The sequence below is a fragment of the Nocardioides sp. S5 genome, assembly GCF_017310035.1.
Classification (GTDB): Bacteria; Actinomycetota; Actinomycetes; order Propionibacteriales; family Nocardioidaceae; genus Nocardioides.
In genome coordinates, this window is record NZ_CP022296.1 from 4,380,377 (window position 1) to 4,404,268 (window position 23,892).

The 23,892-nt window shown below is 72.9% G+C and carries 22 protein-coding genes and 1 riboswitch; of the genes, 10 read left to right on the forward strand and 12 right to left on the reverse strand.

The genetic code is table 11. The annotated features are described in order from the left end of the window. Positions 1–94: 94 nt before the first annotated feature. Entirely contained in the window at positions 95–1,309 is a 1,215-nt protein-coding gene (gene cbiE, locus CFI00_RS21640; protein ID WP_207083012.1) for a precorrin-6y C5,15-methyltransferase (decarboxylating) subunit CbiE, read from the reverse strand. Between the two features lie 18 nt (positions 1,310–1,327). Beyond that, positions 1,328–1,474, forward strand: a riboswitch (cobalamin riboswitch). Positions 1,475–1,499: 25 nt separating this feature from the next. Between cbiE and CFI00_RS21645 the strand changes: the two genes are divergently transcribed. From CFI00_RS21645 to CFI00_RS21675, 7 genes are all read left to right on the forward strand, one after another. Further along, entirely contained in the window at positions 1,500–3,491 is a 1,992-nt protein-coding gene (locus CFI00_RS21645) for a magnesium chelatase subunit D family protein (RefSeq protein ID WP_242532560.1), read from the forward strand. After that, positions 3,488–4,129, forward strand: coding sequence for a 5,6-dimethylbenzimidazole synthase (gene bluB, locus CFI00_RS21650; RefSeq protein WP_207083013.1), 642 nt, complete (start codon positions 3,488–3,490; stop codon positions 4,127–4,129). Before CFI00_RS21645 ends, bluB begins: the two co-directional genes overlap by 4 nt. Beyond that, positions 4,129–4,743, forward strand: a complete 615-nt coding sequence (cobO, locus tag CFI00_RS21655; RefSeq protein ID WP_207083014.1) for a cob(I)yrinic acid a,c-diamide adenosyltransferase — start codon at positions 4,129–4,131, stop codon at positions 4,741–4,743. Before bluB ends, cobO begins: the two co-directional genes overlap by 1 nt. 7 nt (positions 4,744–4,750) lie before the next feature. Then, complete coding sequence (locus tag CFI00_RS21660) at positions 4,751–7,255, forward strand: cobyrinate a,c-diamide synthase (protein WP_242532561.1); 2,505 nt, start codon at positions 4,751–4,753, stop codon at positions 7,253–7,255. Positions 7,256–7,323: 68 nt separating this feature from the next. Then, positions 7,324–7,548, forward strand: a complete 225-nt coding sequence (locus CFI00_RS21665) for a CbtB-domain containing protein (RefSeq protein ID WP_207083015.1) — start codon at positions 7,324–7,326, stop codon at positions 7,546–7,548. A gap of 7 nt (positions 7,549–7,555) precedes the next feature. Beyond that, positions 7,556–8,344 (forward strand): CbtA family protein, encoded by a 789-nt coding sequence (locus tag CFI00_RS21670; protein ID WP_207083016.1) that lies wholly within the window; start codon positions 7,556–7,558, stop codon positions 8,342–8,344. A 13-nt stretch (positions 8,345–8,357) separates the two neighbouring features. Further along, complete coding sequence (locus CFI00_RS21675) at positions 8,358–9,290, forward strand: cobalamin biosynthesis protein (RefSeq protein ID WP_242532562.1); 933 nt, start codon at positions 8,358–8,360, stop codon at positions 9,288–9,290. 99 nt (positions 9,291–9,389) lie between these two features. Here CFI00_RS21675 and CFI00_RS21680 read toward each other — a convergent pair whose 3' ends face one another. From CFI00_RS21680 to CFI00_RS21690, 3 genes are read right to left on the reverse strand one after another with little or no spacing between them, the layout of a single operon-like run. Continuing rightward, complete coding sequence (locus CFI00_RS21680; protein WP_207083018.1) at positions 9,390–9,890, reverse strand: general stress protein; 501 nt, start codon at positions 9,888–9,890, stop codon at positions 9,390–9,392. A 4-nt stretch (positions 9,891–9,894) separates the two neighbouring features. Beyond that, the gene (locus CFI00_RS21685) at positions 9,895–10,644 is read right to left on the reverse strand and encodes a cobalt-precorrin-6A reductase (RefSeq protein WP_207083019.1); all 750 of its coding nucleotides are present in this window, start codon (positions 10,642–10,644) and stop codon (positions 9,895–9,897) included. Continuing rightward, a complete protein-coding gene (locus CFI00_RS21690; protein WP_207083020.1) occupies positions 10,641–12,137 on the reverse strand; it encodes a cobyric acid synthase in 1,497 nt (498 codons plus the stop codon). Before CFI00_RS21690 ends, CFI00_RS21685 begins: the two co-directional genes overlap by 4 nt. Before the next feature lie 215 nt (positions 12,138–12,352). Here CFI00_RS21690 and CFI00_RS21695 point away from each other — a divergent pair, with 215 nt between their 5' ends. Together CFI00_RS21695 and CFI00_RS21700 are read left to right on the forward strand one after the other, a co-directional pair. Next, positions 12,353–13,138: a pentapeptide repeat-containing protein gene (locus CFI00_RS21695; protein WP_207083021.1), complete on the forward strand. Its 786-nt coding sequence runs from the start codon at positions 12,353–12,355 to the stop codon at positions 13,136–13,138. Between the two features lie 73 nt (positions 13,139–13,211). Continuing rightward, positions 13,212–13,991 carry a lysophospholipid acyltransferase family protein gene (locus CFI00_RS21700; RefSeq protein ID WP_207083022.1) on the forward strand — a complete coding sequence of 260 codons (780 nt, stop codon included), beginning with the start codon at positions 13,212–13,214 and terminating at the stop codon, positions 13,989–13,991. A gap of 18 nt (positions 13,992–14,009) precedes the next feature. On the opposite strand, the gene CFI00_RS21705 is transcribed toward CFI00_RS21700, so the two are convergent. The 7 genes from CFI00_RS21705 to CFI00_RS21735 form a co-directional block, all read right to left on the reverse strand. Further along, the gene (locus tag CFI00_RS21705; RefSeq protein ID WP_207083023.1) at positions 14,010–14,249 is read right to left on the reverse strand and encodes a hypothetical protein; all 240 of its coding nucleotides are present in this window, start codon (positions 14,247–14,249) and stop codon (positions 14,010–14,012) included. 46 nt (positions 14,250–14,295) lie between these two features. Then, a complete protein-coding gene (locus CFI00_RS21710) occupies positions 14,296–15,606 on the reverse strand; it encodes a reverse transcriptase family protein (RefSeq protein ID WP_207083024.1) in 1,311 nt (436 codons plus the stop codon). Positions 15,607–15,826: 220 nt separating this feature from the next. Continuing rightward, positions 15,827–16,243 (reverse strand): MerR family transcriptional regulator, encoded by a 417-nt coding sequence (locus CFI00_RS21715; protein WP_207083025.1) that lies wholly within the window; start codon positions 16,241–16,243, stop codon positions 15,827–15,829. A 70-nt stretch (positions 16,244–16,313) separates the two neighbouring features. Beyond that, positions 16,314–17,486: a molecular chaperone DnaJ gene (gene dnaJ, locus CFI00_RS21720; RefSeq protein WP_207083026.1), complete on the reverse strand. Its 1,173-nt coding sequence runs from the start codon at positions 17,484–17,486 to the stop codon at positions 16,314–16,316. Positions 17,487–17,529: 43 nt separating this feature from the next. After that, positions 17,530–18,207 (reverse strand): nucleotide exchange factor GrpE, encoded by a 678-nt coding sequence (grpE, locus tag CFI00_RS21725; protein WP_242532563.1) that lies wholly within the window; start codon positions 18,205–18,207, stop codon positions 17,530–17,532. Beyond that, entirely contained in the window at positions 18,204–20,072 is a 1,869-nt protein-coding gene (gene dnaK, locus CFI00_RS21730; RefSeq protein WP_207083027.1) for a molecular chaperone DnaK, read from the reverse strand. Before dnaK ends, grpE begins: the two co-directional genes overlap by 4 nt. Before the next feature lie 186 nt (positions 20,073–20,258). Continuing rightward, positions 20,259–21,059: a GNAT family N-acetyltransferase gene (locus tag CFI00_RS21735; RefSeq protein WP_207083028.1), complete on the reverse strand. Its 801-nt coding sequence runs from the start codon at positions 21,057–21,059 to the stop codon at positions 20,259–20,261. A 126-nt stretch (positions 21,060–21,185) separates the two neighbouring features. Between CFI00_RS21735 and CFI00_RS21740 the strand changes: the two genes are divergently transcribed. Beyond that, positions 21,186–21,896, forward strand: a complete 711-nt coding sequence (locus tag CFI00_RS21740; RefSeq protein WP_207083029.1) for an SGNH/GDSL hydrolase family protein — start codon at positions 21,186–21,188, stop codon at positions 21,894–21,896. 18 nt (positions 21,897–21,914) lie between these two features. On the opposite strand, the gene CFI00_RS21745 is transcribed toward CFI00_RS21740, so the two are convergent. Then, complete coding sequence (locus CFI00_RS21745) at positions 21,915–23,855, reverse strand: M3 family metallopeptidase (protein WP_242532564.1); 1,941 nt, start codon at positions 23,853–23,855, stop codon at positions 21,915–21,917. Between the last annotated feature and the right edge of the window lie 37 nt (positions 23,856–23,892).

A 23,892-nucleotide genomic window follows, 5' to 3' on the forward strand; every position in this document is an offset into this window, starting at 1 on the left:
TACTGCACTGCGGCTCGCCGCCAACACCTCCTGACGAAAATCTCGGCAGATCCCTGTGTCGTAAAAGCGGCGAATCGGACGTTGGATCCGCGCCTCAGTTCTCGTGCTTGTCCCAGGCCCATTGGGTGACCGTGCGCGCTGGCGTCCAGCCCGTGAAGGTGCCGATCGCGGCAGCCGTCTCGACGCCAACGCGGGTGAGCTCACCCCCGTGGTCGGCGTACGCCTTGCCTAGGTGGGTCTCGGTCTCCAGGGTGACGCCGTGCACGACGAGGCGGCCGCCGGGCTTGATTGCGCTCAAGCAAGTTTCCAGAACGCCCTCGCGGGTGGCGCCACCACCGATGAAGATCGCGTCCGGAGACTCGAGGCCCGACAACGCTGCAGGCGCGCGGCCTTCGATGACCTGAAGTTCGGGCACCCCGAGGGCAGAGGCATTGCGGCCGATCCGCGCAGCTCGATCCGGCTCTGACTCGATGGCGATGGTGCGACAGAACGGATGCGCGCGCATCCACTCGATGCCGACCGACCCCGCACCGGCGCCGACGTCCCACAGGAGTTGACCTGGAGCAGGCACCAGGCGCGCGAGGGCGGAGGCGCGGAGGTCGCGCTTGGTGAGCTGGCCGTCATTCTCGAATGCATCGTCAGGAAGGCCAGGAGCCCAGGAAGCCAACCCGTTTCCAGAAACCTCCAGCGCGATGACGTTCAGTGCCGGCGACGACTCCGACCAGGACGCCGCAACGCCGGCGACAGAGGACTCGGACGATGACCCCAGGTCCCCAAGCACCGTCAGACGCGACGCTCCCCATCCTGCCGACGTCAGGATCTCAGCAAGTGCACCAGGCGTCGACGCATCCGACGACAGCACCAGCACCCGCCGCCCCGGCGCGCACTCGCGCAGCACCCGATCCACCGAGCGCCCGACGACCGTCACAGCCACGCACGACTCGGCCGACCACCCCATCCGGGCCCGCGCCAGCGCCACCGACGACACGGCCGGCACCACGCGTACGGGCGCCCCCAGGTCGAGCAGCGTCGACGCGATCCCCGACACCAGCGGGTCCCCCGACGCCAGCGCGACGACGGGACGTCCGGCGTACTCAGAAAGCAGCGGCGGAAGGCCAGCAGACAGCGGCGACGGCCACGGCACCCGAACCTGATCAGGCACGTCTGGCACCAGCGACAGGTGCCGCGCCCCACCCCACAACACCCCCGCCTCCAGCACGAGCGAGCGGGCAGAAGGCGACAGGCCAGGCCACCCGTCGGCCCCGATCCCGACGACGACGACCTCGCTGGGCACCCCGGTGGACGACATGGCCGCAGACGCTATCGTGACCGGGACTTGGCGAGAGGTGCCCCGAAGTCTGGGGAGAATCTGGGAAGCCGGTGAAAATCCGGCACAGGGCCCGCTGCGGTGACTCGAGACGTCGACATGGCGTTCCGAGAAGTCCGAAGACCGGCCTCCCGCCATCCACCAGAAGTTGGCAACGAGAGCGGGAGCCCCCATGCCACTGCAGTACCCCCTGTCCGCGATCGTCCCCTCTCAGGCCGACGACCGCGACGACATGACCCTCGCGCTGGTCCTCACCACGATCTCCCCCGAGGTCGGCGGCGTCCTCGTGCGCGGCGAGAAGGGCACGGCGAAGTCCACCACCGTGCGCGCTCTCGCCTCCGTGCTGCCGCCGATCGAGGTGGTCGCCGGCGACCGGTTCTCGAGCCGACCGGGCGACACGTCTCCAGATGGAGACTGGCCGCTCGACGCCGAGACCGAGACCCGGCCTGTGCGCCTCGTCGAGCTCCCCGTCGGCGCCACCGAGGACCGCGTGCTCGGCTCGCTGCACCTGTCCAAGGTGCTGGCCGACGGCGTCGCCGAGTACGAGCCCGGCCTCCTCGCCCGCGCCCACCGCGGACTGCTCTACGTCGACGAGGTCAACCTCCTCCACGACCACCTCGTCGACCTGCTGCTCGACGCCGCCGCGATGGGCCGCTCCACCGTCGAGCGCGACGGCGTCTCGGTCGCCCACGCCGCCCGCTTCGTGCTCGTCGGCACCATGAACCCTGAGGAGGGTGAGCTCCGCCCCCAGCTCCTCGACCGCTTCGGCCTCACCGTCGAGATCGCCGCCCCGCGCGACCCGCGGCTGCGCGCCGAGGTCGTACGCCGCCGGCTCGCGTTCGACGCCGACCCGGGCACCTTCGTCGAGGCGTACGCCGACTCGGAGCGCGCGCTGACGGACCGGATCGCCGCCGCCCGCAAGCTGCTGCCCGAGGTCGAGCTCACCGACGCGGTGCTGACCAAGGTCGCCGAGGTCTGCGCCGCCTTCGAGGTCGACGGGATGCGCGCCGACATCGTCGCCACGCGTACGGCCGTGGCGCACGCCGCGTGGAACGGACGGACCACCGTCACGCGGGCCGACATCCGCCAGGCCGCGATCCTGGCGCTGCCACACCGGCGGCGGCGCAACCCCTTCGACGCTCCGGGGTTGGACGAGGACCTGCTCGACTCGATCCTCGGGGACGAGGAGCCGGAGCCCGAGCCTCCGCTTCCGCCGGAGCCGGAGGGTGAGGGGGACTCCGAGGATCCTGGTTTCCAGACGGGCGCAGAGCGCCCTCCTCAACCACCGGATGGCAGCGCTGAGCGCCCTCCTCAACCACCGGATGGCAGCGCTGAGCGCCCTCCTCAACCAGCGATGGAAAGTGTCATGGCCGCCGCAGACCCCTACAAGGTCCGTCGCTTCGAGGTCACCGGCACCGGGGCGGGCGAGTCCGGCAAGCGATCGCGCGCGCTGACGTCGAACGGGCGCCGCGCCGGCGTCGACCCGACGGGCCAGGGCGGGCTGCACCTCGTCGAGACGATCCGTGCCGCCGCGCCGCACCAGCTGGCCCGCGGCCGGACCGGGGGACGGCTCAGGTTCGAGCACGCCGACCTCCGCACCGCCCGGCGCGAGGGGCGCGAGGCCAACCTCGTCCTCTTCTGTGTCGACGCCTCCGGCTCGATGGCCGCGCGCAAGCGGATGGAGCAGGTCAAGACCGCGATCCTCAGCCTGCTGCTCGACGCCTACCAGCGCCGCGACAAGGTCGGGCTGGTCACCTTCCGCGGCGACGGCGCCGAGGTCGCGCTGCCGCCGACGCACTCGGTCGACATCGCCGCCCGGCGCCTGGCCGAGCTGCCCGCGGGAGGACGTACGCCGCTCGCCGAGGGCCTGCTCACCGCGGCCGAGGTGGTGCGCGTCGAGAAGGTCAGGGACCCGAGGCGGCGTCCGTTGCTCATCGTGATCACCGACGGTCGCGCCACCCACGGTGCGGACGCCGTCGCGCGCAGCCGCCAGGCCGCGCAGTGGATCGCCGAGCACCGGACGACCGCGGTCGTCGTCGACTGCGAGCAGGGCCCGATGCGGATGGGCCTCGCCGGCTCGCTCGCCCGGGCCATGCAGGCCACCCACCTGCCGATCGCCGACGTCAGCGCGAGCGCGCTGACCAGCCTGGCCCACGCAGCATGAGCGCGCAGACTCTCAGCCAGGACCTCTACGACGTCATCGCCCGCCGCCGCGACGTACGCGCGGAGTTCAGCGGCGAGGCCGTCGATCTCGGGGCGCTGCGGCGCGTGCTCGCGGCCGCGCACCACGCTCCGAGCGTCGGGAACTCGCAGCCGTGGGACTTCGTCCTCGTCTTTGATGACGCGACGCGCGAGACGTTCGCCGAGCACGTCGAGACCGAGCGGCAGACCTTTGCCGCCCAGCTCGAGGGCGAGCGCCGCGAGAGGTTCGAGCGGATCAAGGTCGAGGGCATCCGCGAGTCCGGCCTCGGCGTCGTCGTGACGTACGACCCCGACCGCGGCGGGCAGCACGTCCTCGGTCGCCACGCGATCGCTGACACCGGGCTCTACTCCACCTGCCTGGCCATCCAGAACCTCTGGCTCGCCGCCACCGCGGAGGGGCTCGGCGTCGGGTGGGTGTCGTTCTACCGCGAGGAGTTCCTCGCCGACCTCGTCGGGCTGCCCGACGGCGTACGCCCGGTCGCCTGGCTGTGCCCGGGGCCGGTCACCGAATTGCAGGAGCTGCCGGACCTCGTCCGGCACGGCTGGCGCGGGGGCCGCACCCTCGACGAGGCCATCCACGTCGAGGGCTGGAGGGCCTGATGCCGCAAGGAGTGCCGACCACGATCCCCGACGACGGGCTGACCACGCGCGAGCGCCGCAACCGGCCGCTGATCATGGTCCACACCGGCCCCGGCAAGGGGAAGTCGACGGCCGCCTTCGGCCTGGCGATGCGCGGGTGGAACCAGGGCTTCAGCATCGGGGTCTTCCAGTTCGTGAAGTCCGCCAAGTGGCGCATCGGCGAGCAGACCGTGCTCGAGCGGCTCGGTGAGCTGCACGAGGAGACCGGCGAGGGCGGACCCGTCACCTGGCACAAGATGGGCTCCGGCTGGTCGTGGTCGCGCAAGGCCGGCACCGAGGAGGACCACGCAGCCGACGCCGCCGAGGGCTGGGCCGAGATCAAGCGCGCGCTCGCCGAGGAGCGCCACGACCTCTACGTCCTCGACGAGTTCACCTACCCGATGAAGTGGGGCTGGGTCGACGTCGACGACGTCGTCTCCGCGCTGACGAGCAGGCCCGGGCGGCAGCACGTCGTCATCACCGGCCGCCACGCCGACCCGCGCCTGGTCGAAGCCGCCAACCTCGTCACCGAGATGGGCCAGGTCAAGCACCCGATGGAGGTCGGGCAGAAGGGCCAGCGAGGCATCGAATGGTGAGGCGAGCGTGGTAGCCCTCCCCCGGCTCATCGTCGCCGCACCGGCCTCCGGCCACGGCAAGACCACCGTCGCCACCGGGCTGATGGCCGCGCTCGCCCGCGCCGGCCACACCGTCAGCGGCCACAAGGTCGGCCCCGACTACATCGACCCCGGCTACCACGCGCTGGCCACCGGCCGCCCCGGCCGCAACCTCGACCCGCACCTCGTCGGGGAGGACCGCCTCGTGCCGCTGCTGCTGCACGGCGCCGCCGGCGCGGACCTGGCCGTCATCGAGGGCGTGATGGGCCTGTACGACGGGCAGATCGGTGGTGACGGGTTCGCCTCGACCGCGCACGTCGCCGCCGTGACGCGTACGCCCGTGGTGCTGGTCGTCGACATCTCGTCCGCCTCGCGCACCATCGCCGCCACCATCCACGGCCTCCGCACCTGGGCCCAGCCTCCGGTCGACGTGGTCGGGGTGATCCTCAACAAGGCGGGGTCCGCGCGGCACGCCGACGAGGTCGTCCGGTCGATCGGCGACCAGCTGCCGGTGCTCGGGATCCTCCAGCGCGACGACGGGATCGAGGCTCCGTCGCGGCACCTCGGGCTGGTGCCGGCGGCCGAGCGGGCAGATGCCTCGGCGGCGCTCGACCGGCTGGCGGCGCAGATCGCGGAGCGGGTGGACCTGGAGGCGGTCGTACGCCTGGCGCGCGCGGCGCCGGGGTTGGAGGGGGCTCCTTGGGATCCGGCGGAGGCCCTGGGTCTCGTGACAGGACTTCGTCCTTCCTCGACCAGCGGAAGCCTTCCGCTGGTTGAGGAGGCCGCCCTGGCGCCCGTCACGAAACCAGCGACCAACGGCCGGGCGAGGATCGCGGTCGCGGGCGGGCGGGCCTTCACCTTCCGCTACGCGGAGACGGTGGAGCTGCTGGAGGCCGCAGGCGCCGAGGTCGTCGAGCTCGACCCCCTCACCGACACCCGGCTGCCCGAGGGCACGACCGGGCTCTACCTCGGCGGCGGCTTTCCGGAGATGCACGCCGCCGAGCTGGGGGCCAACGAGCGCCTGCGGCGCGAGCTGCGTACGGCGATCGCGCGCGGGCTGCCGACGGTGGCGGAGTGCGCCGGGCTGCTCTACCTCTGCGAATCGGTGCGCGGCCCGGACGGGCCGGCGCTCCCGATGGTCGGCGCGATCGACGCGACCGCCGAGATGGCGCCGCGGCTCACGCTCTCCTACCGCACCGCCACCTCCCCCACCGACAACCTGCTGGGCCGCGCCGGCGAGGTCGTCACCGGGCACGAGTTCCACCGCACGCACCTGACGCGGGCGACGACCGGCGACCCAGCCTGGCTGATGCCCGACCCCGCCGGCGTCGCGACCGCCACCCTCCACGCGTCCTACCTCCACACCCACTGGGCCGGCCACCCGCAGCTCGCCGCGCGGTTCGTCGAGGCCGCGCGCGAGCACCGGGGGCCCGACCTGCGCCACCACGGTGACAAGGACACCGGTCCCGGGCTCGTCGACCTCGCCGTCAACGTCTTCGACGGCCCGCGCCCCACCTGGCTCGACCGCGCGCTCGCCGACAGCCTCGCCGACGCCGACGCCTACCCCGACGCGACCGACGCCGAGGCCGCGGTCGCCCGGCGCCACGGGCGCGACGCAGCCGACGTCCTCGCCACCGCCGGCGCCGCCGAGGCCTTCACCCTGCTCGCGCGCCTGCGGCCGTGGCGGCACCCGGTCGTCGTGCACCCGCAGTTCACCGAGCCCGAGGTCGCCCTGCGCACGGCGGGCCACACCGTCGGCCAGGTCGTCCTGCGGCACGAGGACGGCTTCCGCCTCGACCCCGACGACGTGCCCGACGACGCCGACCTGGTGGTCATCGGCAACCCGACCAACCCCACCGGCGTACGCCACCCCGCGGCCGTCATCCCCGGCCTCGCCGAGCCGGGCCGGTTGGTCGTCGTCGACGAGGCGTTCCTCGACGACGACGTCGAGACGCTGGCCGACGAGCGGCACCCCGGGGTCGTGGTCCTCCGCAGCCTCACCAAGATCTGGTCGATCCCCGGCATCCGCGCCGGCTACGTCCTCGCCGAGCCCGACGTCGTACGCGCCCTGCGGGACCTCCAGACGCCCTGGTCGGTCTCCGCGCCGGCCATCGCTGCACTCGTCGCGACCAGCAGCGAGCAGGCCCGCGAGGAGGCGAAGGCGAGAGCGCACGAGCTCGAGCGACGCCGCCGGCACCTCGAGGACGGACTGCGCGAGCTCGGCATCGAGACCGTCCCCAGCACCGCGCCGTACGTCCTCGCCCGGACCGGCGCCGGGAGCCGGGAAGCCCTACGGGACAGGGGTTTCGCGGTCCGCAGGGCCGACACGTTCCCCGGTCTCGACGACGAATGGGTCCGGATCAGCGCCCGCCGCGAGGCCGTCACCGACGACCTCCTGGGTGCGCTACGCTCCACGCACCCAGTCCTGAGGAAGCCGGTGGGAATCCGGCGCAGTGGCGCTACTGTGACATCGCTCAGCCACACCGAGCGGTGAAGTCAGACCCGACGGACTGGAAGTCACTCCCCATCAACCCGGGACGCTTTCATCCCGTAGGAGGAACCATGGCGCATGCCATCTCCAGCCCCACCTCGTCCACCGTCACTCCGGCCGACCTCGCCATCCCGCTGCGGGAGCTCGCTCCGTGGCTGGTCCTCGGCACGCTCTTCGCGATGTCGGTCCTCGTGCTGATCAGCTCGGTCCAGGGCGCGATCACCATCCCCGAGGGCACCGCGATCCACGAGTGGGTCCACGACGGCCGTCACCTGCTCGGCTTCCCCTGCCACTGATCCACCGATGACCACCCGCACCTTCCTGGTGCACGGTCTCCTCGCCGGTCTCCTCGCCGGTGTCGCCGCGTTCGTCGTGGCGTACACCGTCGGGGAGCCGCAAGTCGACCGTGCCATCGCGCTCGAGTCCGCAGGCGCCACTGCGGACCACCACGAGGACGGGGCCACCGCCTCGCACTCCCACTCCCACGATCACGGCGACGACGCCGCGGTCTCCCGCACCACCCAGTCGACGCTCGGCCTCGCCACCGGCACCCTCGCCATCGGCGTCGTGCTCGGCGGCCTGACCGGTCTGCTGTCCGCGGTCGGCCTCGGTCGGCTAGGCGGCCTCCGGCCCGCCGCGAGCACTGCTCTCGTGGCGCTGCTCGGGGCGGTTTCGTTCAGCGTGGTGCCGTTCCTGAAGTACCCCGCCACGCCACCCGCCGTCGGCTCCGGTGAGACCATCGACAGCCGCACCGCGCTGTGGTTCGGCTTCGTCGCGGTATCGGTGCTCGGCGTGCTGGCCGCCGTCGCGGTCGCCCGCTGGGCGGCCCGCCGGTGGAGCGGGGTGCCGGGCACGATCGCCGGAGCCACGGCGTACGTCGTCGTGGTCGCCGTCGCCGCGCTCGCCTTCCCCAAGGTCGACGAGCTCGGAGGCTTCCCGGCGAGCGTCCTGTGGGACTTCCGGATCTCCTCGCTGCTGACCCTGCTGGCGATGTGGGCGGTGATCGGTGCCGTCCTCACGGCGCTGGTCGACCGCACCTGGCGCCAGCATGAAGCGGTCGCGGCGCAGCGCGCCTTCGCCGCTGCGCTCTGACATGTCGGTCGGGGTGAGCCGAGCACTCGGTCTCGTGGTCGGCCACCTCGCCGACAGGCGTTTCGGTGACCCGCGCCGCGGGCACCCCGTGGCGATCTTCGGCGGCGTCGCTGCCGCCCTCGAGAGGCGCACGTACGCCGACTCGCGGGCGCGCGGCCTGCTCCACCTGGCCCTCCTGGCCGGGACCGCCGCGGGGGGCGGTCTCGGCCCGGAGCTACGGACGAGGAACCACCCCGTCACCCACACGCTCGTCACCGCGGCTACGACGTGGACGGTGCTCGGCGGCACCTCGCTCGCCCGCGAGGCACGCGCCGTCCACGACCTCCTCGCCGCCGACGACCTGCCCGGCGCGCGACAGCGGCTCACCCACCTCGTCGGTCGCGACACCTCGACCCTCGACGAGGCGGAGGTCAGCCGCGCCGTCGTCGAGTCCGTCGCGGAGAACACCTCCGATGCCGTGGTCGCACCGCTCGTGTGGGGCGCGCTCCTCGGCGTCCCGGGCCTGCTGGGCTACCGCGCGACCAACACCCTCGACGCGATGGTCGGCCACCGGGGCGAGCGCTACGGCCGGTTCGGCTGGGCGTCCGCCCGCCTCGACGACCTGCTCAACCTGCCCGGCGCCCGGCTCAGCGGCCTGCTCGCCGCGGCCCTGGCTCCCACGGTCGGCGGCCGTCCGTCAGCCGCACTGCAGGCTTGGCGTCGCGATGCCCGTCGCCACCCCAGCCCCAACGCGGGCGTCGTCGAGGCCGCCTTCGCCGGCGCGCTCGGCGTACGCCTGGGAGGTCGCAACCACTACGCCCACGGCACGGAGGACCGGGTGGTCCTGGGCGACGGCCCGCCGCCGGACCGCGCCGACATCGAGAGAGCCGTACGCCTCGCCGACGCGGTCGGCACCGGCGCCGTCGTCGTGGCCGCGCTCGTCGCGTGGCGGTCGGCCCGCTCGTAGACGCGCAGACATTGGTGCGGGGACGACGGCACCGGCACGCTCAGCCGGCCACGAGGCAACGACCAATGTCTGCGTGTCTGCGTCCCGACAGACGGCGGCTCAGGCGAACGGGTCGGGCAGCGCCCCCGGCAGCCCGGCCAGCAGCTCGCGCGCCCGGGCGGCTTCCTTGTGCTCCACGAGCACCTCGTACTTCGTCGCCACGACCTGGGTGATGGAGGAGAAGTCCCGCTGCCCGCGGGTGAAGGCGTAGCCGATGAGCGCCCAGACGAGGCCGAAGGTCGCCCCGATGAAGGCGGTGCTGAGCAGCACCTGCCAGAGGTTCTCCTCGGTGAAGAGCGCGAAGACCAGCCCGATGAAGATGCCGAACCACAGGCCGGACAGGATGCCGCCGGCCGCGATCTTCGACCAGGTCAGTCGCCCGGTGACGCGCTCGATGCGCTTGAGGTCGGTGCCCACGATCATCAGCTGGCTGACGGGGAAGTCAGCATCGGCGAGGAAGTCCACGCTCTTCTGCGCCTTGGCGTAGTCGTCGTAGACCGCGAGCGACTGCGGGAACTTCAGCTTGAGCGGCGAGGTGGGGGTCAGGCCCGGGGTCGACATGCCCTCACGATACGGCCGAGGACGACACGACCCACGCCAGCGCCGCCGCCGCGTCCGGGACGGTCTCCACCCCGTCCACCTCCGCACGCCGGCGCACGACGACGACCGGCACGCCGAGCTGGTCGGCGGCCGCCATCTTCGGCCAGGTGTAGGAGCCGCCGGAGTCCTTGGTGACGAGCACGTCGGTCGCGTGCTCGGCGAGGAGCTCGAGCTCGCCGGCGAGGTCGTAGGGCCCCCGGTCCAGCATCACCAGCCACGGCGCGGGCACCTCGATCTCGGGCGGGTCGACCACGCGCACCACGGCCCGGTGGCCGGCCAGGGGGCCGACGAAGTGGCCGAGCGGCTGGCGTCCGACCGTCAGCAGGGGGCGCCGCCCCAGCGACGCGGCCAGCGCGGCGGCGGCGGCGTGGTCGTCGACCCAGTGCCACCCGTCCGCACCCGGAGCGTCGCCCCAGCCCGGCCGGGCCAGCCGGAGCAGCGGCACGCCCGACGCGGTGCAGGCGGCGACGGCGTTGGCCGACATCCCCTCCGCGAAGGGGTGCGTCGCATCGACGACCGCGGTCGCGCCGTGCTCGGCGAGCCACACGCGCAGCCCCTCGACACCACCGAAGCCGCCCATCCGCACCTCGCCGACCGGCAGGCGCGGTCGCTCGACCCGACCGGCCAGCGACGACACGAAGTCCACCCCGGCCTCGTCGAGCAGCACCGCCAGCTCGCGCGCCTCGCCCGTCCCGCCCAGCAGGAGCACCGTCATCGCGAGGCCCCCGGCTCCAGCGTCGGCATGTCGGCGGGCGCACCGTCACGCGCCAGCGACAGCAGCGCGTCCAGGTCGAGGTGCTCCTCGGCGAGGTCGCCGAGCAGGTCCAGCCGTCGCTCGCGCTGCTCGGCGAAGCTCACGTCGGAGGGTTCGTAGGCCACGCCGGCCGCTGCGGCGACCTCGGCGAGCAGCGCGCGGCGCAGGGCGTCGCCCTCCAGGCTGCCGTGCCACATCGTGCCGAGGACGGCACCCGCGCGCGCACCGCCGAGGAACTCCTCGCCGCCGTGCCGGGTGGTCCGGCCGTGGTGGATCTCGTAGCCATGGGCATCGGCTCCCAGCGCCGACCCGACCGGGAGCCGCAGCACCTTGTCTGCCCGGAAGGACGTCGTCACGTCGAGCAGCCCGAGCCCAGCCACGTCGGCACCGGCCACCCCCTCGACGCCGGCCGGGTCGAGGATCCTCCGGCCCAGCATCTGGAAGCCGCCGCAGATCCCGAGCACCGGCTTCCCGGCCGCTGCGTGGTCGAGCACGGCCCGGTCGAGCCCGCGCGAGCGCAGCCAGGCCAGGTCCGCCAGGGTCGCGCGGGTGCCGGGCAGCACGACGAGGTCCGCACCGGCGAGCGCCCGGGGGTCCGAGGCGAAGACCACGTCGACGCCCGGCTCGATGCCCAGCGCGTCGACGTCGGTGAAGTTCGAGATCCGCGGGAACCGTACGACGGCCACCCGCAGCCGCGTCTCCTCCTCGCTCGCCCGCCGACCGCTCAGGTCGAGCGCGTCCTCGGAGTCGAGCCAGAGGTCCGGGTGCCACGGCAGCACGCCGTACACCTCCCGGCCGGTCAGCTCCCGGAGCTCGGTCAGTCCCGGTCGCAGCAGGTCGACGTCGCCGCGGAACTTGTTGACCACGAAGCCCGCCACGAGCGCCTGGTCCGCGGCGTCCAGCAGCGCCAGCGTGCCGAACATCGCCGCGAAGACCCCGCCGCGGTCGATGTCGCCGACCACCACCGTCGCGATCGCGCCGTGCTGAGCCAGCCCCATGTTGACGTAGTCGCCCGCCCGCAGGTTGATCTCCGCCGGGCTCCCCGCACCCTCCGCCACGACCAGGTCGTGGCGGGACGAGAGGTCGTCGAAGGCGGCGTACGCCGCGTCGCGCAGGTGGGTGCGGCCGCCCACGAAGTCCTTCGAGTCGATCGAGCCGCCGGGTTGCCCCATCACGACGACGTGGCTGCGCCGGTCGCCGCCGGGCTTGAGGAGCACCGGGTTCATCGCCGCCTCGGGCTCGACGCTCGCTGCGACCGCCTGGATCCACTGCGCCCGGCCGATCTCGACGCCGCGGCCGTCCGGGGTGGCGCAGACCATCGAGTTGTTGGACATGTTCTGCGCCTTGAAGGGAGCGACCTTCACACCCCGACGCGCGTACGCCCGGCACAGGGCGGTCGTCACGATCGTCTTGCCGGCGTCCGACGTCGTCCCAGCCACCAGCAGCGCGCTCACGCGGTCAGCCTAGGGGTCGAGCAATCTTTTACCTTCCGGCTGTTTGATTCCGCGAGCAAGCGGGCATGCTGGATGTTATGAGCAAGCTGATCTTCGACAACCGGTTCATCGCGGTCCTGTTCGTCGCGCTGCTCTTCGTCAACGCCTTCGCGATCCAACGCGGCTGGTACGGAGCCTGACGCAGGGCCTCACCACCTGCGTGACACGATCCCCGGGTGGCGACACCCGGCTTGAGATCTGACTGCGCCTCCTGCTTCGGGCTGTGCTGCGTGCTGCTGCCCTTCTCGGCGGCCTCCGGCTTCGGTGTCGACAAGCCCAGCGGCCGCGCCTGCCTGAACCTGCTCGACGACGACCGCTGCGGCATCCACGACTCCCTGCGTGAGAAGGGGTGGCCCGGCTGCACGGTCTTCGAGTGCTTCGGCGCCGGGCAGCAGGTCTCGCAGGTCACCTACGCCGGGGTCTCCTGGCGCGAGCAGGACAACCTGCCCGAGATGGCGGCCGTCCTGTCGGTGATGCGGCAGCTGCACGAGATGATCGTGCACCTCCTCGAGGTGGAGCGGCGCTCGCCGGACGAGGACGCCCGTGCCGCGAGCGCGGAGGTCGAACAGCTCACCGCGGCCGATCCCGACACCCTCCTGCACCTCGACATCGACGCCCTCCACGACCGGGTCGGCCGACTGCTCGCCGACGCCAGCACGCGCGTACGCCGCCGGTGGCCCGATGCCGGCGACCTCTCCCGCCAGGACCTGGCCGGCCGGCGCCTCGGGGGCGACCACCGCGGCTGGACCCTCCGCGCCTCCGTGCTGATCCGCGCGGACCTGCGCGACGCCGACCTCGACGAGGCCGACCTGCTCGGCTGCGACCTCCGCGACGCCGACGTACGCGGGTGCGACCTCTCCGGCGTCCTCTTCCTCACCCAGCCGCAGGTCAACTCCGCCGCCGGTGACGGCGCGACGAAGCTGCCTCCCGGGCTGACGCGTCCGGGGCACTGGCCGACCTGAGCGCTCGCCCGGCACCGGAGGACGGGCGCGCGTACTCATGCGGCGAGCCGAGGCCGTCCTCCACACTCACGCCATGACCTCCAGCCCGTCCCCCGACACCTGGCAGCGCCCCGGCCTCCGCGCCGCCCTCCTCTACGCCTTCGCCGCGGGTCTCCTCGGCACGATCGTGTCGAGCGTCAGCCGCCTCGAGCTCACCCGCCGCTCCATCCCCTCCGGCCGGCTGCCCGACGGGCCCGTCATCGTCGTCGCCAACCACACCAGCTTCGCCGACGGCATCCTGCTCGCCCTCGTCGGACGGCGGCTGGGTCGCTCCCTGCGCCTGATGGCCACCGGCGGAGTGTTCCGCTCCGGACTGGTCGGCCCGCTGGCCAGGCGGCTGGGCTTCATCCCGGTCCTGCGCGGGACCGACGCCGCCGCGAGCTCGCTGGACGCAGCGGCGACCGCGCTCGCCGCGGGCGAGGCCGTCGGGCTCTTCCCCGAGGGACGGATCACCCGCGACGCGCAGCACTGGCCCGAGCGGTCGCGGACCGGCGCCGTGCGCCTTGCGATCCGCACGGGTGCACCGGTGGTGCCGGTCGCCCTCGTGGGCGCCCAGCAGGTCGTGGGTCGTCGCGGGATCCTCGCCCGGCTGCTGCGCAACACCGTCCTGCGCCCGCGCGTGCTCGTCGCGGCGGGCGAGCCCGTCGACGTACGTCGTCTCGCGGGCCTGGCCGACGGTGAGGTGCCTGACGAGGCGACCGTGCGGCGGGCGGCCGACGAGGTGATGGCGCTGCTCGTCGCTCAGGTGGCCGAGCTCCGCGGCGAGCCCGCACCCCACCCGACCGGCGTGCCGGAGGAGGCGCTCACAGCCTGAGGAGACGCCTGAGGAGGCTCAGGAGTAGCGGTGGCTCTTGGCCGCGTGGCCCTGCTCGCGCGTGCAGGTGCGACCGCTCATGTTGCGGTGGCCGCACAGCTCCTCGGCCGCCGCAGGCTCGGTCGCGGGGGCGGCCTTCCTCGCCGCCGCCGGGGGCGCCACAGCCGCCTTGGGTCGCGCCGGGGCAGCCGCTGCCCGCTTCTGGGACTCGGCGTACTTGGCCTCGCGCATGGCCCGCAGGTTGTCCATCTTGCTCATCGTTCGCTCACGTGAGGAACCTACGCTCCCGCACCGACACTGCCGCTCACCGGCTCCAGTCGATGGCGTCGTGGACGGCCTGCAACCGGGCTCCGCGCACGGGGTCGTGCTGTGCCACCCACGCGATACGACCGCGCAGGTGGTCCTCGAACGCGGGGACGTCGTCCCGGTTCTGGGTGCTGGGGCCGAAGCGGTGGCAGTTGTGCAGGATCGCACGCAGGAGGTCGACCTGGTGCCGGGCGACCCGGGGCGAGTCGTTGACGACGAGTCCGCCGAGGCTCTGCCGGCCGGCCCGGGGCATCACCCCGGTCTTGCGCGGGTTGAGCCGGAAGCCCTCGTCGCGCACGACGGTCTCCACCGCGTCGATCAACCGCGACGTGCCGCTCCCCCAGCCAGCGGCTCCGGAGAACGCCAGGTCGTCGGCGTACCTCGTGTAGCGCCCGCCCCACGACCGGGCCAGCGCGGTCAGCCGCACGTCGAGCCGGAACGCCGCGAGGTTCGCCATCGCCGGTGACGTCGGCGCACCCTGCGGCAGGTGGGGCGCGGCGAGGCGACGGCCGAGACGCCAGTGGGCGTCGAGCAGGCGGTCGTCCCGGGGCTGGGGGACGGCCCGCCAGGTCGAGCGGGGCAGCACGCTGGTCACCAGCCCGGCCAGGCAGTGGGCGACCGGCTCGGGGTAGCCCGCGGTGCGCCAGATGCCGTAGACCCGCGACACGGTGACGCTGGCGAAGAAGGCCTCGAGGTCGAGCCGCAGCACGACGCTCCGGTCGGCGTGCGGAGCGGCGTACGCCCGCACCGACCCGCCAGGACGGAAGCCACAGGCGGCGTCGTGCGGAGGGATCATCGAGGCGATCTCGCGCAGGAGCCGGCGCTGGATGACCTTGAGCCGCGCCTTGGGTGCCTCGAGAACACGGATGGCGCCGCTGGCCGCCACGCGGTGGCTCACGCGGTAGTGCTGGAGCGGGACCCCCGCCGTGCCACGCGCCAGGTGGCGGGGGTCGGCGAACCAGTCGAGCTCGGAGGCGCTGACCCCGAGGAAGTCCGCCACGTCGCCGAGGCCGTCGAGGACCGGAAGCCGCCACCGGTTGCCGAGCATCCGCGTCGCCACCACGGGCTGCACCTGCGGCGCGGCGCTGCGCGCCCGGGCCGCGGCCGGACGTGAGGAGATGTTGGTGGCCAGCTCCCTCGGCCGGTCGACCGGGGCACGGGGGTAGAGCGCGAGGGTCTGGCGTGCGAGGGGCGCCAGCCACTGTGGCCGACGGCCGAGGACCGCGGTCCCGCTCGCGAGGAGACCCTGCTGCGTCCACTCCCCGTCGAGGAAGCCGGCGGCCAGGGCGCGTGCGAGGTCGACCCTCACGAGTGGGGGGTGCCCGTCGCGGAGGGGTGCGGCAGCGCGGCCCGACCTGTCCCGTCGTGCGCGCGATGACCTGCAGCGGAGCGCAGCGAGTCGCGCGCGGTGCTGAGCCCGGACGTACCGGTGGTCCCCGGGGTAGCCCCGGAGAAGCAAACCGGTGACGCGCACCGGTCCGCCGTCTCGAGATCGCGCTGCCGCACCCGGGCACGATAGCGGCCCGGCGTCAGCTCCGGCGCCGCCAGACGACGACCGACTGGCCGACGGACTGGTGCAGCACGGGGAGCTTGTTGGTCGGAGCCTGCATCGCGGCACGCGCGGCCATCCCGCGGCGTACGGCGTCGAGCTCGGCGAGCAGCTCCTCGTTGCGGGCGCGCAGCGCGTCGAGCTGGTTCTCCAGCTCCATGATCCGGCGTACGCCCTCGATGCCGATGCCCGCGCTGGTGAGGTCGGCGATCTCGCGCAGGCGCTCGAGGTCGCGGTGGGAGTAGCGCCGACCGCCGCCCCCGGTGCGTCCCGGCGCGATCAGCCCCATCCGCTCGTAGGCCCGCAGCGTCTGCGGGTGCAGCCCCGTCAGCTCCGCCGCCACGCTGATGACGTAGACGGCGGCGTCGGGCGGGGGCGAGCCGAACGGGACGCTCATCTCGGGGTCCCCGCGGCGTTGTTCGACGGAGGAGCGCAGCGGAGGAGACGAAGAACGTCGTGGGGTGAGTTCATGTCTCGAAGAGTCCTGCGCGCAGCGGCTTGCCGGCCATGGCCGCGCGGTAGGCCTCGACGGCCTCCCGCGCGGTGTCGTCGAGCGTCGACGGCACGCACACCTCCACGGTGGCCAGCAGGTCGCCCTTGGTGCCGTCGCGGCGGGTGGCTCCCTTGCCGCGGACGCGGAAGGTGCGCCCGTTGGGGGTGCCGGCGGGGAGTCGCAGCGTGACGGGTGCGCCGCCCAGCGTCGGGATCTTCACCTCGCCGCCCAGCGCCGCCTCGTCGAAGGACACGGGGACCTCGAGGGTGAGGTTGTCGCCCTTGCGCCCGAAGACGCGGTGCGGGGTCACCTTCACCGTCACGAAGAGGTCACCGGCCGGTCCGCCGTTCTCCCCCGGCGCCCCCTTGCCCTTGAGGCGGATGCGGGCGCCGTCCTTGACGCCGGCGGGGATGCGGGCCTGGATCGAACGGGCCGAGGTGCCGCGGCCGCTGCCGTGGCACGTCGGGCACGCCTCGTCGTAGACGAGCTGGCGCCCGCCACAGGCCGGGCAGGTCTCGTTGATCGAGAACGCCCCTCCCGTGCCGGCCACCACGAAGCCGGCGCCCTCGCACTCGGGACAGATGTGCGGCCGGGTGCCCGGCTTGCCGCCGGTGCCCTGGCAGGTGGCGCAGGCGGTGTCGGAGGTGAGGCGCAGCGAGACCGTGACGCCGTCGAGCGCGTCGGTGAAGCCGATCGTCGCGGTGCTCTCGACGTCCGCGCCGCGCCGTGCCCGCGGCTGCTGGTGCGTACGGGTGCGCTGGCCGCCTCCGAAGAGGTCGCCGAACATGTCTCCCAGCCCGCCCGACGCGCGGTCGCGCAGCAGGTCGTCCATGCTGAAGCCGCCCCCGCCACCGCCGAAGCCACCGCCGCCCATGCCGGGGCCGAAGCCGCCACGCGCCTGCAGCGAGCGGAACTCGTCGTACTTGGCGCGCTTGGCCTCGTCACCCACGACGTCGTACGCCTCGGCGACGGCCTTGAACTTCTCGTGCTTGGCGTCGTCACCGGGGTTGGAGTCGGGGTGGTTCTCCCGGGCCAGCTTGCGGTAGGCCTTCTTGACGTCGGCGGACGACGCGTCCTTCTGGACGCCGAGGACCTGGTAGAAGTCCTTGGTCGCCCAGTCGTTGCGGAAGCCTTCGTTGTCAGCCACGGGTGAACCCCCTCTCCATCAGCTCGATCATGCGTGCGACGTGTCAGCCGTCGGCCGGGTCGACGACCAGCACCTGTGCGGCGCGGACGACGCGGTCGCCCATCCGGTAGCCGCCCTTGGCGACATGCTTGACGGTGGTCACCTCGACCTCCGCGTCGGCACCGAGGTGGCTGAGCGCCTCGTGCAGCGTCGGGTCGAACGCGTCGCCGGGCTCACCGAAGCGGACCAGCCCTGCGCTCGCCACCACGCGCTCGAGCTGGTCGGCGACGGCCTTGAAGCCGCCGTCCAGCTCGCCGTGCTCGCGGGCCCGGTCGATGGTGTCGAGCACCTCGACGACCGGCGTGAGGGCCTTGAACGCAGCGGCCTCGGCCACCAGCTGGCGGTCGCGGTCCACGCGCTTGCGGTAGTTGGCGTACTCGGCCTGGAGGCGCTGGAGGTCGTTGGTGAGGTCGGCGAGCGACCCCTTCATGGCGGCCAGCTCGTCCTCCTCGGTGTCGACGTCGGTGCCGGTGTCGGTGTCGGTGTCGTCCGGGCGCTCCTCGGCGGTGCCGGGGGCGTCGCCCGCGACGGTGTCACCGGCGACCTGCTCCTCGACCTCGGTCTGCGACGGGGCCTCGCCCGCCGCGTCGCCGAAGCCCTCCGGAGAGGGAGCCGCGGTGGGCTCCCCCTCCGGCAGGTCGTACGCCTCGGGACCCGTGGTGGGCTCGGGGCGATCGGTCACTTGGACTCACCCTCGGTGCCGTCGGTGCCCTCGGCGGGCTCGTCGACGATCTCGGCGTCCACGACGTCGTCGTCGGACTCGCCCGTCGCGCCGGTGGCACCACCCGCGGCGGCCTGGTCGGCCTCCGCGGCGGCGTACATCGCCGCGCCCATCTTCTGGCTGGACTCGTTGAGCTTCGTGACGGCCGCGGTGATCTCCTCGGACGAGGCGTCCTCGCGGGCCAGCTCGGCCTTCAGCGCGTCGACGTCGGCCTGGACCTCGGTCTTCACGTCGTCGGGCAGCTTCTCACCGTTGTCGGTGAGGAACTTCTCCGTCGAGTAGACGAGCTGGTCGCCCTGGTTGCGGGCCTCGACGGCCTCGCGACGCTTGGCGTCCTCCTCGGCGTACTGCTCGGCCTCCTTGACCATGCGGTCGATCTCGTCCTTGCCGAGCGCCGAGCCACCGGAGATGGTCATCGACTGCTCGCGGCCGGACGCCTGGTCCTTGGCCGAGACGTGCACGATGCCGTTGGCGTCGATGTCGAAGGTGACCTCGATCTTCGGCACGCCGCGCGGGGCCGGCGGGAGGCCGGTCAGCTCGAAGTTGCCGAGGGGCTGGTTCTGCGACCACATCTGGCGCTCACCCTGCGCGACCTTGATCTCCACCGACGGCTGGTTGTCGTCGGCGGTGGTGAAGATCTCCGAGCGCTTGGTCGGGATGGTGGTGTTGCGCTCGATGAGGGTGGTCATCACGCCGCCCTTGGTCTCGATGCCCAGCGACAGCGGGGTCACGTCGAGGAGGAGCACGTCCTTGACCTCGCCCTTGAGGACGCCGGCCTGGAGCGCGGCGCCGACGGCGACGACCTCGTCGGGGTTGACGCCCTTGTTGGGCTGCTTGCCGCCGAGGAGCTCGGTGACGACCTCGCTGACGGCGGGCATCCGGGTGGAGCCACCGACGAGCACGACGTGGTCGATCTTGTCGACCGCGACGCCGCCGTCCTTCAGCACGTTCTTGAACGGCGCCTTGGTGCGCTCGAGCAGGTCGGCGGTGAGCTTCTGGAACTCGCTGCGGGTCAGCTTCTCCTCGAAGTGGAGCGGGCCGGACTCGCCGTGGGTGATGTAGGGCAGGTGGACCGTGGTCTCGCTCGAGGAGGACAGCTCGATCTTCGCCTTCTCCGCGGCCTCCTGGAGGCGCTGCTTGGCGATCTTGTCGGCCGCGAGGTCGACGCCGTTGGAGTCCTTGAACTTCTTGACCATCCACTCCACGACGCGGTTGTCCCAGTCGTCGCCACCGAGGTGGTTGTCGCCGGAGGTGGCCTTGACCTCGACCACGCCCTCGCCGATCTCGAGGAGGGACACGTCGAAGGTGCCGCCACCGAGGTCGAAGACGAGGATGGTCTGGTCCTCGCCCTTGTCGAGGCCGTAGGCCAGCGCCGCGGCGGTGGGCTCGTTGACGATGCGGCTCACGTTGAGTCCGGCGATCTCGCCCGCCTCCTTGGTGGCCTGGCGCTGCGCATCGGAGAAGTACGCCGGCACGGTGATGACCGCGTCGGTCACGGTCTCGCCGAGGTAGGCCTCGGCGTCGCGCTTGAGCTTCTGCAGCACGAAGGCGCTGATCTGCTGGGGGGTGAAGGTCTTGTCGTCGATGTCGACCTTCCAGTCCTCGCCCATGTGGCGCTTGACGGACCGGATGGTGCGGTCGACGTTGGTGACCGCCTGACGCTTGGCGACCTCTCCGACGAGCACCTCGCCGGACTTGGTGAAGGCCACGACGGACGGGGTGGTCCGGGCACCTTCGGCGTTGGCGATGACGGTGGGTTCTCCACCTTCGAGGACGGCCACGACGGAGTTCGTCGTGCCGAGGTCGATGCCGACGGCTCGAGCCATGGGGGTTTACCTCCTGCGTTGGATCCTGCGGATGAGAGCCATCCTGCCCAACTGCGGCCGGAGTGGCAAAACACTTGAGTCGGTCTCACTCAACTCTGTTCATACATCTCAACGCAGGGCGGCGCCGGATGTTCCCCGATCCGCCGGCCATTTCGCTGTGGCATGGATCTCGCAGTCGCGGGTGCCTCAGCGGGTCCAGACGTACGGCGTCGTGGTGGTCACGGCGTGCAGGCCCGCGCGCTCGAGGATCGGGCGCGACATGTCGGTGCAGTCGGAGTGGACCAGGCGCACCCCGCGGTCGATCGCGGAGCGGGCCCGCGCGGCGACGAGCGCGCGATAGATCCCCCGCCCGCGGAACTCCGGGAGAGTCGACCCGCCCCAGATCCCGGCGAACTCCGTGCCCTCGACGGGCGTCAGCCGGCCTCCGCACACCACCCGGTCGCCGACCTCGGCGATCCAGAACTCCGAGGCTCCACCTTCCAGCTCGGCCAGCGCCGAGGCGACCGACGGTCCCCGCCCGCCGCCGAAGACCGACTCCTGCGCGGCGAGCATGCGGGTCAGGTCGTCGACCGCGTCGGCGCCGGGCTCGACACGGCGTACGACGACGGGGCCGTCAGGGGTGTCGTCGAGGGGCACGTCGATCGCGAGCAGCGCGGCCTCGCCGATCATCACGGTCTCGACCGGCTCCGCGACCAGGCCGTGGGCGACGAGGCGATCGCCGAGGTCAGCGGGCAGGTCGTGGCCGCGCGACTTCCACTCGAAGGACGAGACGTCGGTGTCGTCGCGGAAGTGCGCGACGGTGCGCGCGATCGCGTCGTCGAGCGCGGCTCCCTCCAGCCCGCCGAGGTCGCGGTAGGACACGAAACCGCCGTGGTCGAAGACCGCCCACAGCAGCGGGCCGTCCTCCACGACCTCGTGGGCGCGGGCCATCTCGGCGTCGGTGCGCAGCTGGTCGTCGTACGCCGCGAGGAGGCCGTCGCTCGTCATGGCGCGCAGCATAGGCGGCCCCCGACCGCCCACGCCCCCGGTTTGTGGCAGGGCCCTGCCCGGATCAGGGGAAGTCCAGGGTCGTTTCCGCTTCGCGATCACACCTCGAGGCCGCACACTTCTCCTGTGCTTCATCGGGGGAACCTGCGCCGCGTCGTCGGCGCCTCAGCCATCGCAGTGCTGTTCGCTGCCCTTCTGGCGTTCTACGTCGCCGACCGCGCCGGAGCCGGCATGGGTCGCTGTCAGCAGCACCGCGCCGACGCCCGTGAGCGCGCCGCCATCGTCACCGGGGACGGCGAAGCGGTCCTGGTCATCGGCGACTCCTGGTCGGTCGGCCTCGGGCAGGAGGACCTCGCCCGGTCGTGGGCGGCGGAGCTGCCCGGCGAGGTGCATGTGGCGGGCTTCTCCGGGTCCGGCTTCAGCGCCGGCGCGAGCGGGTGCGGTCGCGTGTCCTTCGCCGACCGCGCCTCCACCGCCCTCGACACCCGTCCGCAGCTCGTGGTCGTCGAGGGTGGGCTCAACGACTTCAACCAGCCGGCGGCGGCGATCGAGCGCGGCTTCCGGGACCTGATGGCCGACCTCGCCGGGCACCCGGTGGTGGTCGTGGGACCGGCTTCGGCTCCCGCGCGCGCCCACGCGGTGCCGCGCGTCGACGCGCTGCTCGCCGACCTCGCCGAGGCCTTCGGCGTCCCCTACGTCGCCACGAGCGACCTCGAGCTCGACTACCTCGCCGACCGGCTCCACCTCACCGAGGGCGGCCACGAGGAGTTCGGGGCCGTGGTCGCCGAGCGGATCGCCGACGTCGAGCCCACCCGGCCGGCGGTCCTGCGGGGCTGAGGCCGCGCCGGCCCGCCCTCACTCCGCCAGCCACGCCTCCCAGGCGTCGAAGGAGTAGGGCCGGCCCAGGAAGTCCTCGACCAGCTCCGCGGCATCGCGGCGACCACCCGTCGCGAGCACCTTGTCGCGATAGGCGTGCGCGACGTCGGTGGCGAAGAGGTCGGCCTCGTCGAAGGCGCTGAACAGGTCCTTCGCGATCACCAGCGACCACATGTAGGTGTAGTAGCCCGACGAGTAGCCGTCGAGGTGGCCGAAGGCGCAGTGCATGTGCGCGCCCTCCAGCGGCGGGAAGACCGAGTAGCGGCGCTGGAGCTCGTCGCCGTAGGCCGTGAGGTCGTCGTGCGGGCCGGCGTGGAAGAAGTAGGACCGGGCGGCGTACGCCATCTGCTGCGCGGCGTGGGTGCCCTTGCCGAAGTGGTCGGCACGGCGCATCGCCGCGACCAGCTCGGCCGGGATCGTCTCGCCGGCCTCGTTGCGGGCGAAGGTGGCCAGGACGCCCGCGTCCCAGGCCCACTCCTCCAGCATCTGGCTCGGCGCCTCGACGAAGTCCCACTCCGTCGCGACGCCCGAGAAGCGCGCCCACGCGCCCTGCCCGCCGAGCACGTGGTGCACGAGGTGGCCGAACTCGTGGAAGAGCGTCACCACCTCGTCGTGCTCCATCAGGCCTCGGCTGAAGTTGCAGACCAGCACGCCCTCGGGCAGCTGCTGCCCCGCGATGCCGGTGACCATGTCGAACTGAGCGGCGTGCTTGAACTTGCCCTCACGCGGGTGGAGGTCGAGGTGGATGCGCCCGATCCGTACGCCGTCGAGGCCGACGTCGTAGCTCGCGACGTCGTCGTGCCACGTGCCGGCCTCGGCCTGCGGGACCGGGGTCCAGTCGAGGCCGAAGAGCCGTCCGGTGACGTCGAGGAGGCCCTGGCGCACCTGCTCGAAGGCGAAGTAGGTGCGCACGACCTGGCCGTCGACGTCGTACTGCTCGCGGCGCACGAGCTCTGAGTAGTAGCGCGAGTCGTAGGTCTCCACCGTCTCCGCGTCGGGCTCGTCCTGGCGCTTGCGCCCCAGCAGCACGGCGAGCTCGCGGCCCGCGCGCTGATGCGCGGCGTCGCTGATGCGGTCGATGAAGTCGGCGACGGCGCGGCCCGAGCCGATCATCTTGACCTCGGTGTCGTAGTCGGGCCACGAGTCGTGGCCCAGCAGGGCGGCGGTCTCGCGCCGCACCGCGAACAGGTCCTGGAGGACCTGGTCGTTCACCGGCCAGGCGACGTTGTTGGCCGCCAGGGAGAGCTCGCGACGGGCCGCGCCGTCCGCCCCGAAGGTCATGAACGGCACGAGGTCGGGGTAGTCGGTGGTGATCGTGACCAGGCCGTCGTCGTCGGCCGGGTGGGCGGCGAGGTAGTCGTCGGGCAGCCCGGCGAGCCGCTCGGGATTCAGCCGCACCGAGCGCACGTCGTCGCGGATGTGGCGGCCGAAGTCCTGCGAGAGCAGCACGCTGCGCTCGCTCAGCGCGCGCAGCCGCTCCCGCGTGGCCTCGTCGCGGTCGACGCCCGCGCGGCGGAAGTCGCGCAGCGTGTGGTCCAGCACCCGGCGGGCGTCGGCGTCGAGGGCCTCGGCCTCGGGCGTGGCGGCGAGGTCGGCGAAGACGGCGTACAGGTCGCGGTCCAGGCCCAGCTCGGTGACGTACTTCTGCACCTCCTGGCCCAGCTCGTCGGCGCGGTCGCGGACCGCGGCGTCGGGGTGGACCTCGGCCCACAGCGCGACCGACCCGGCGTTGCCGATCGCGGTCTCGGCGGCGTTCCAGGCGCCCAGCACGTCAGCCGCGCCCGAGGCAGCCTTGACCTGCTCGACCCGGCGCCGCGCCTCGTCGAGCTGGCCCTCGCAGCGATCGGCGACCCAGCCGAGCCAGTCACCCGCCCCGGGGAGGTCGATCGGCGCGGGTTGGGCGTGGGTGTCGTGGGTCACCGGGCGAGCCTATGACGGCCCCCTCCGGGTGGTCGCG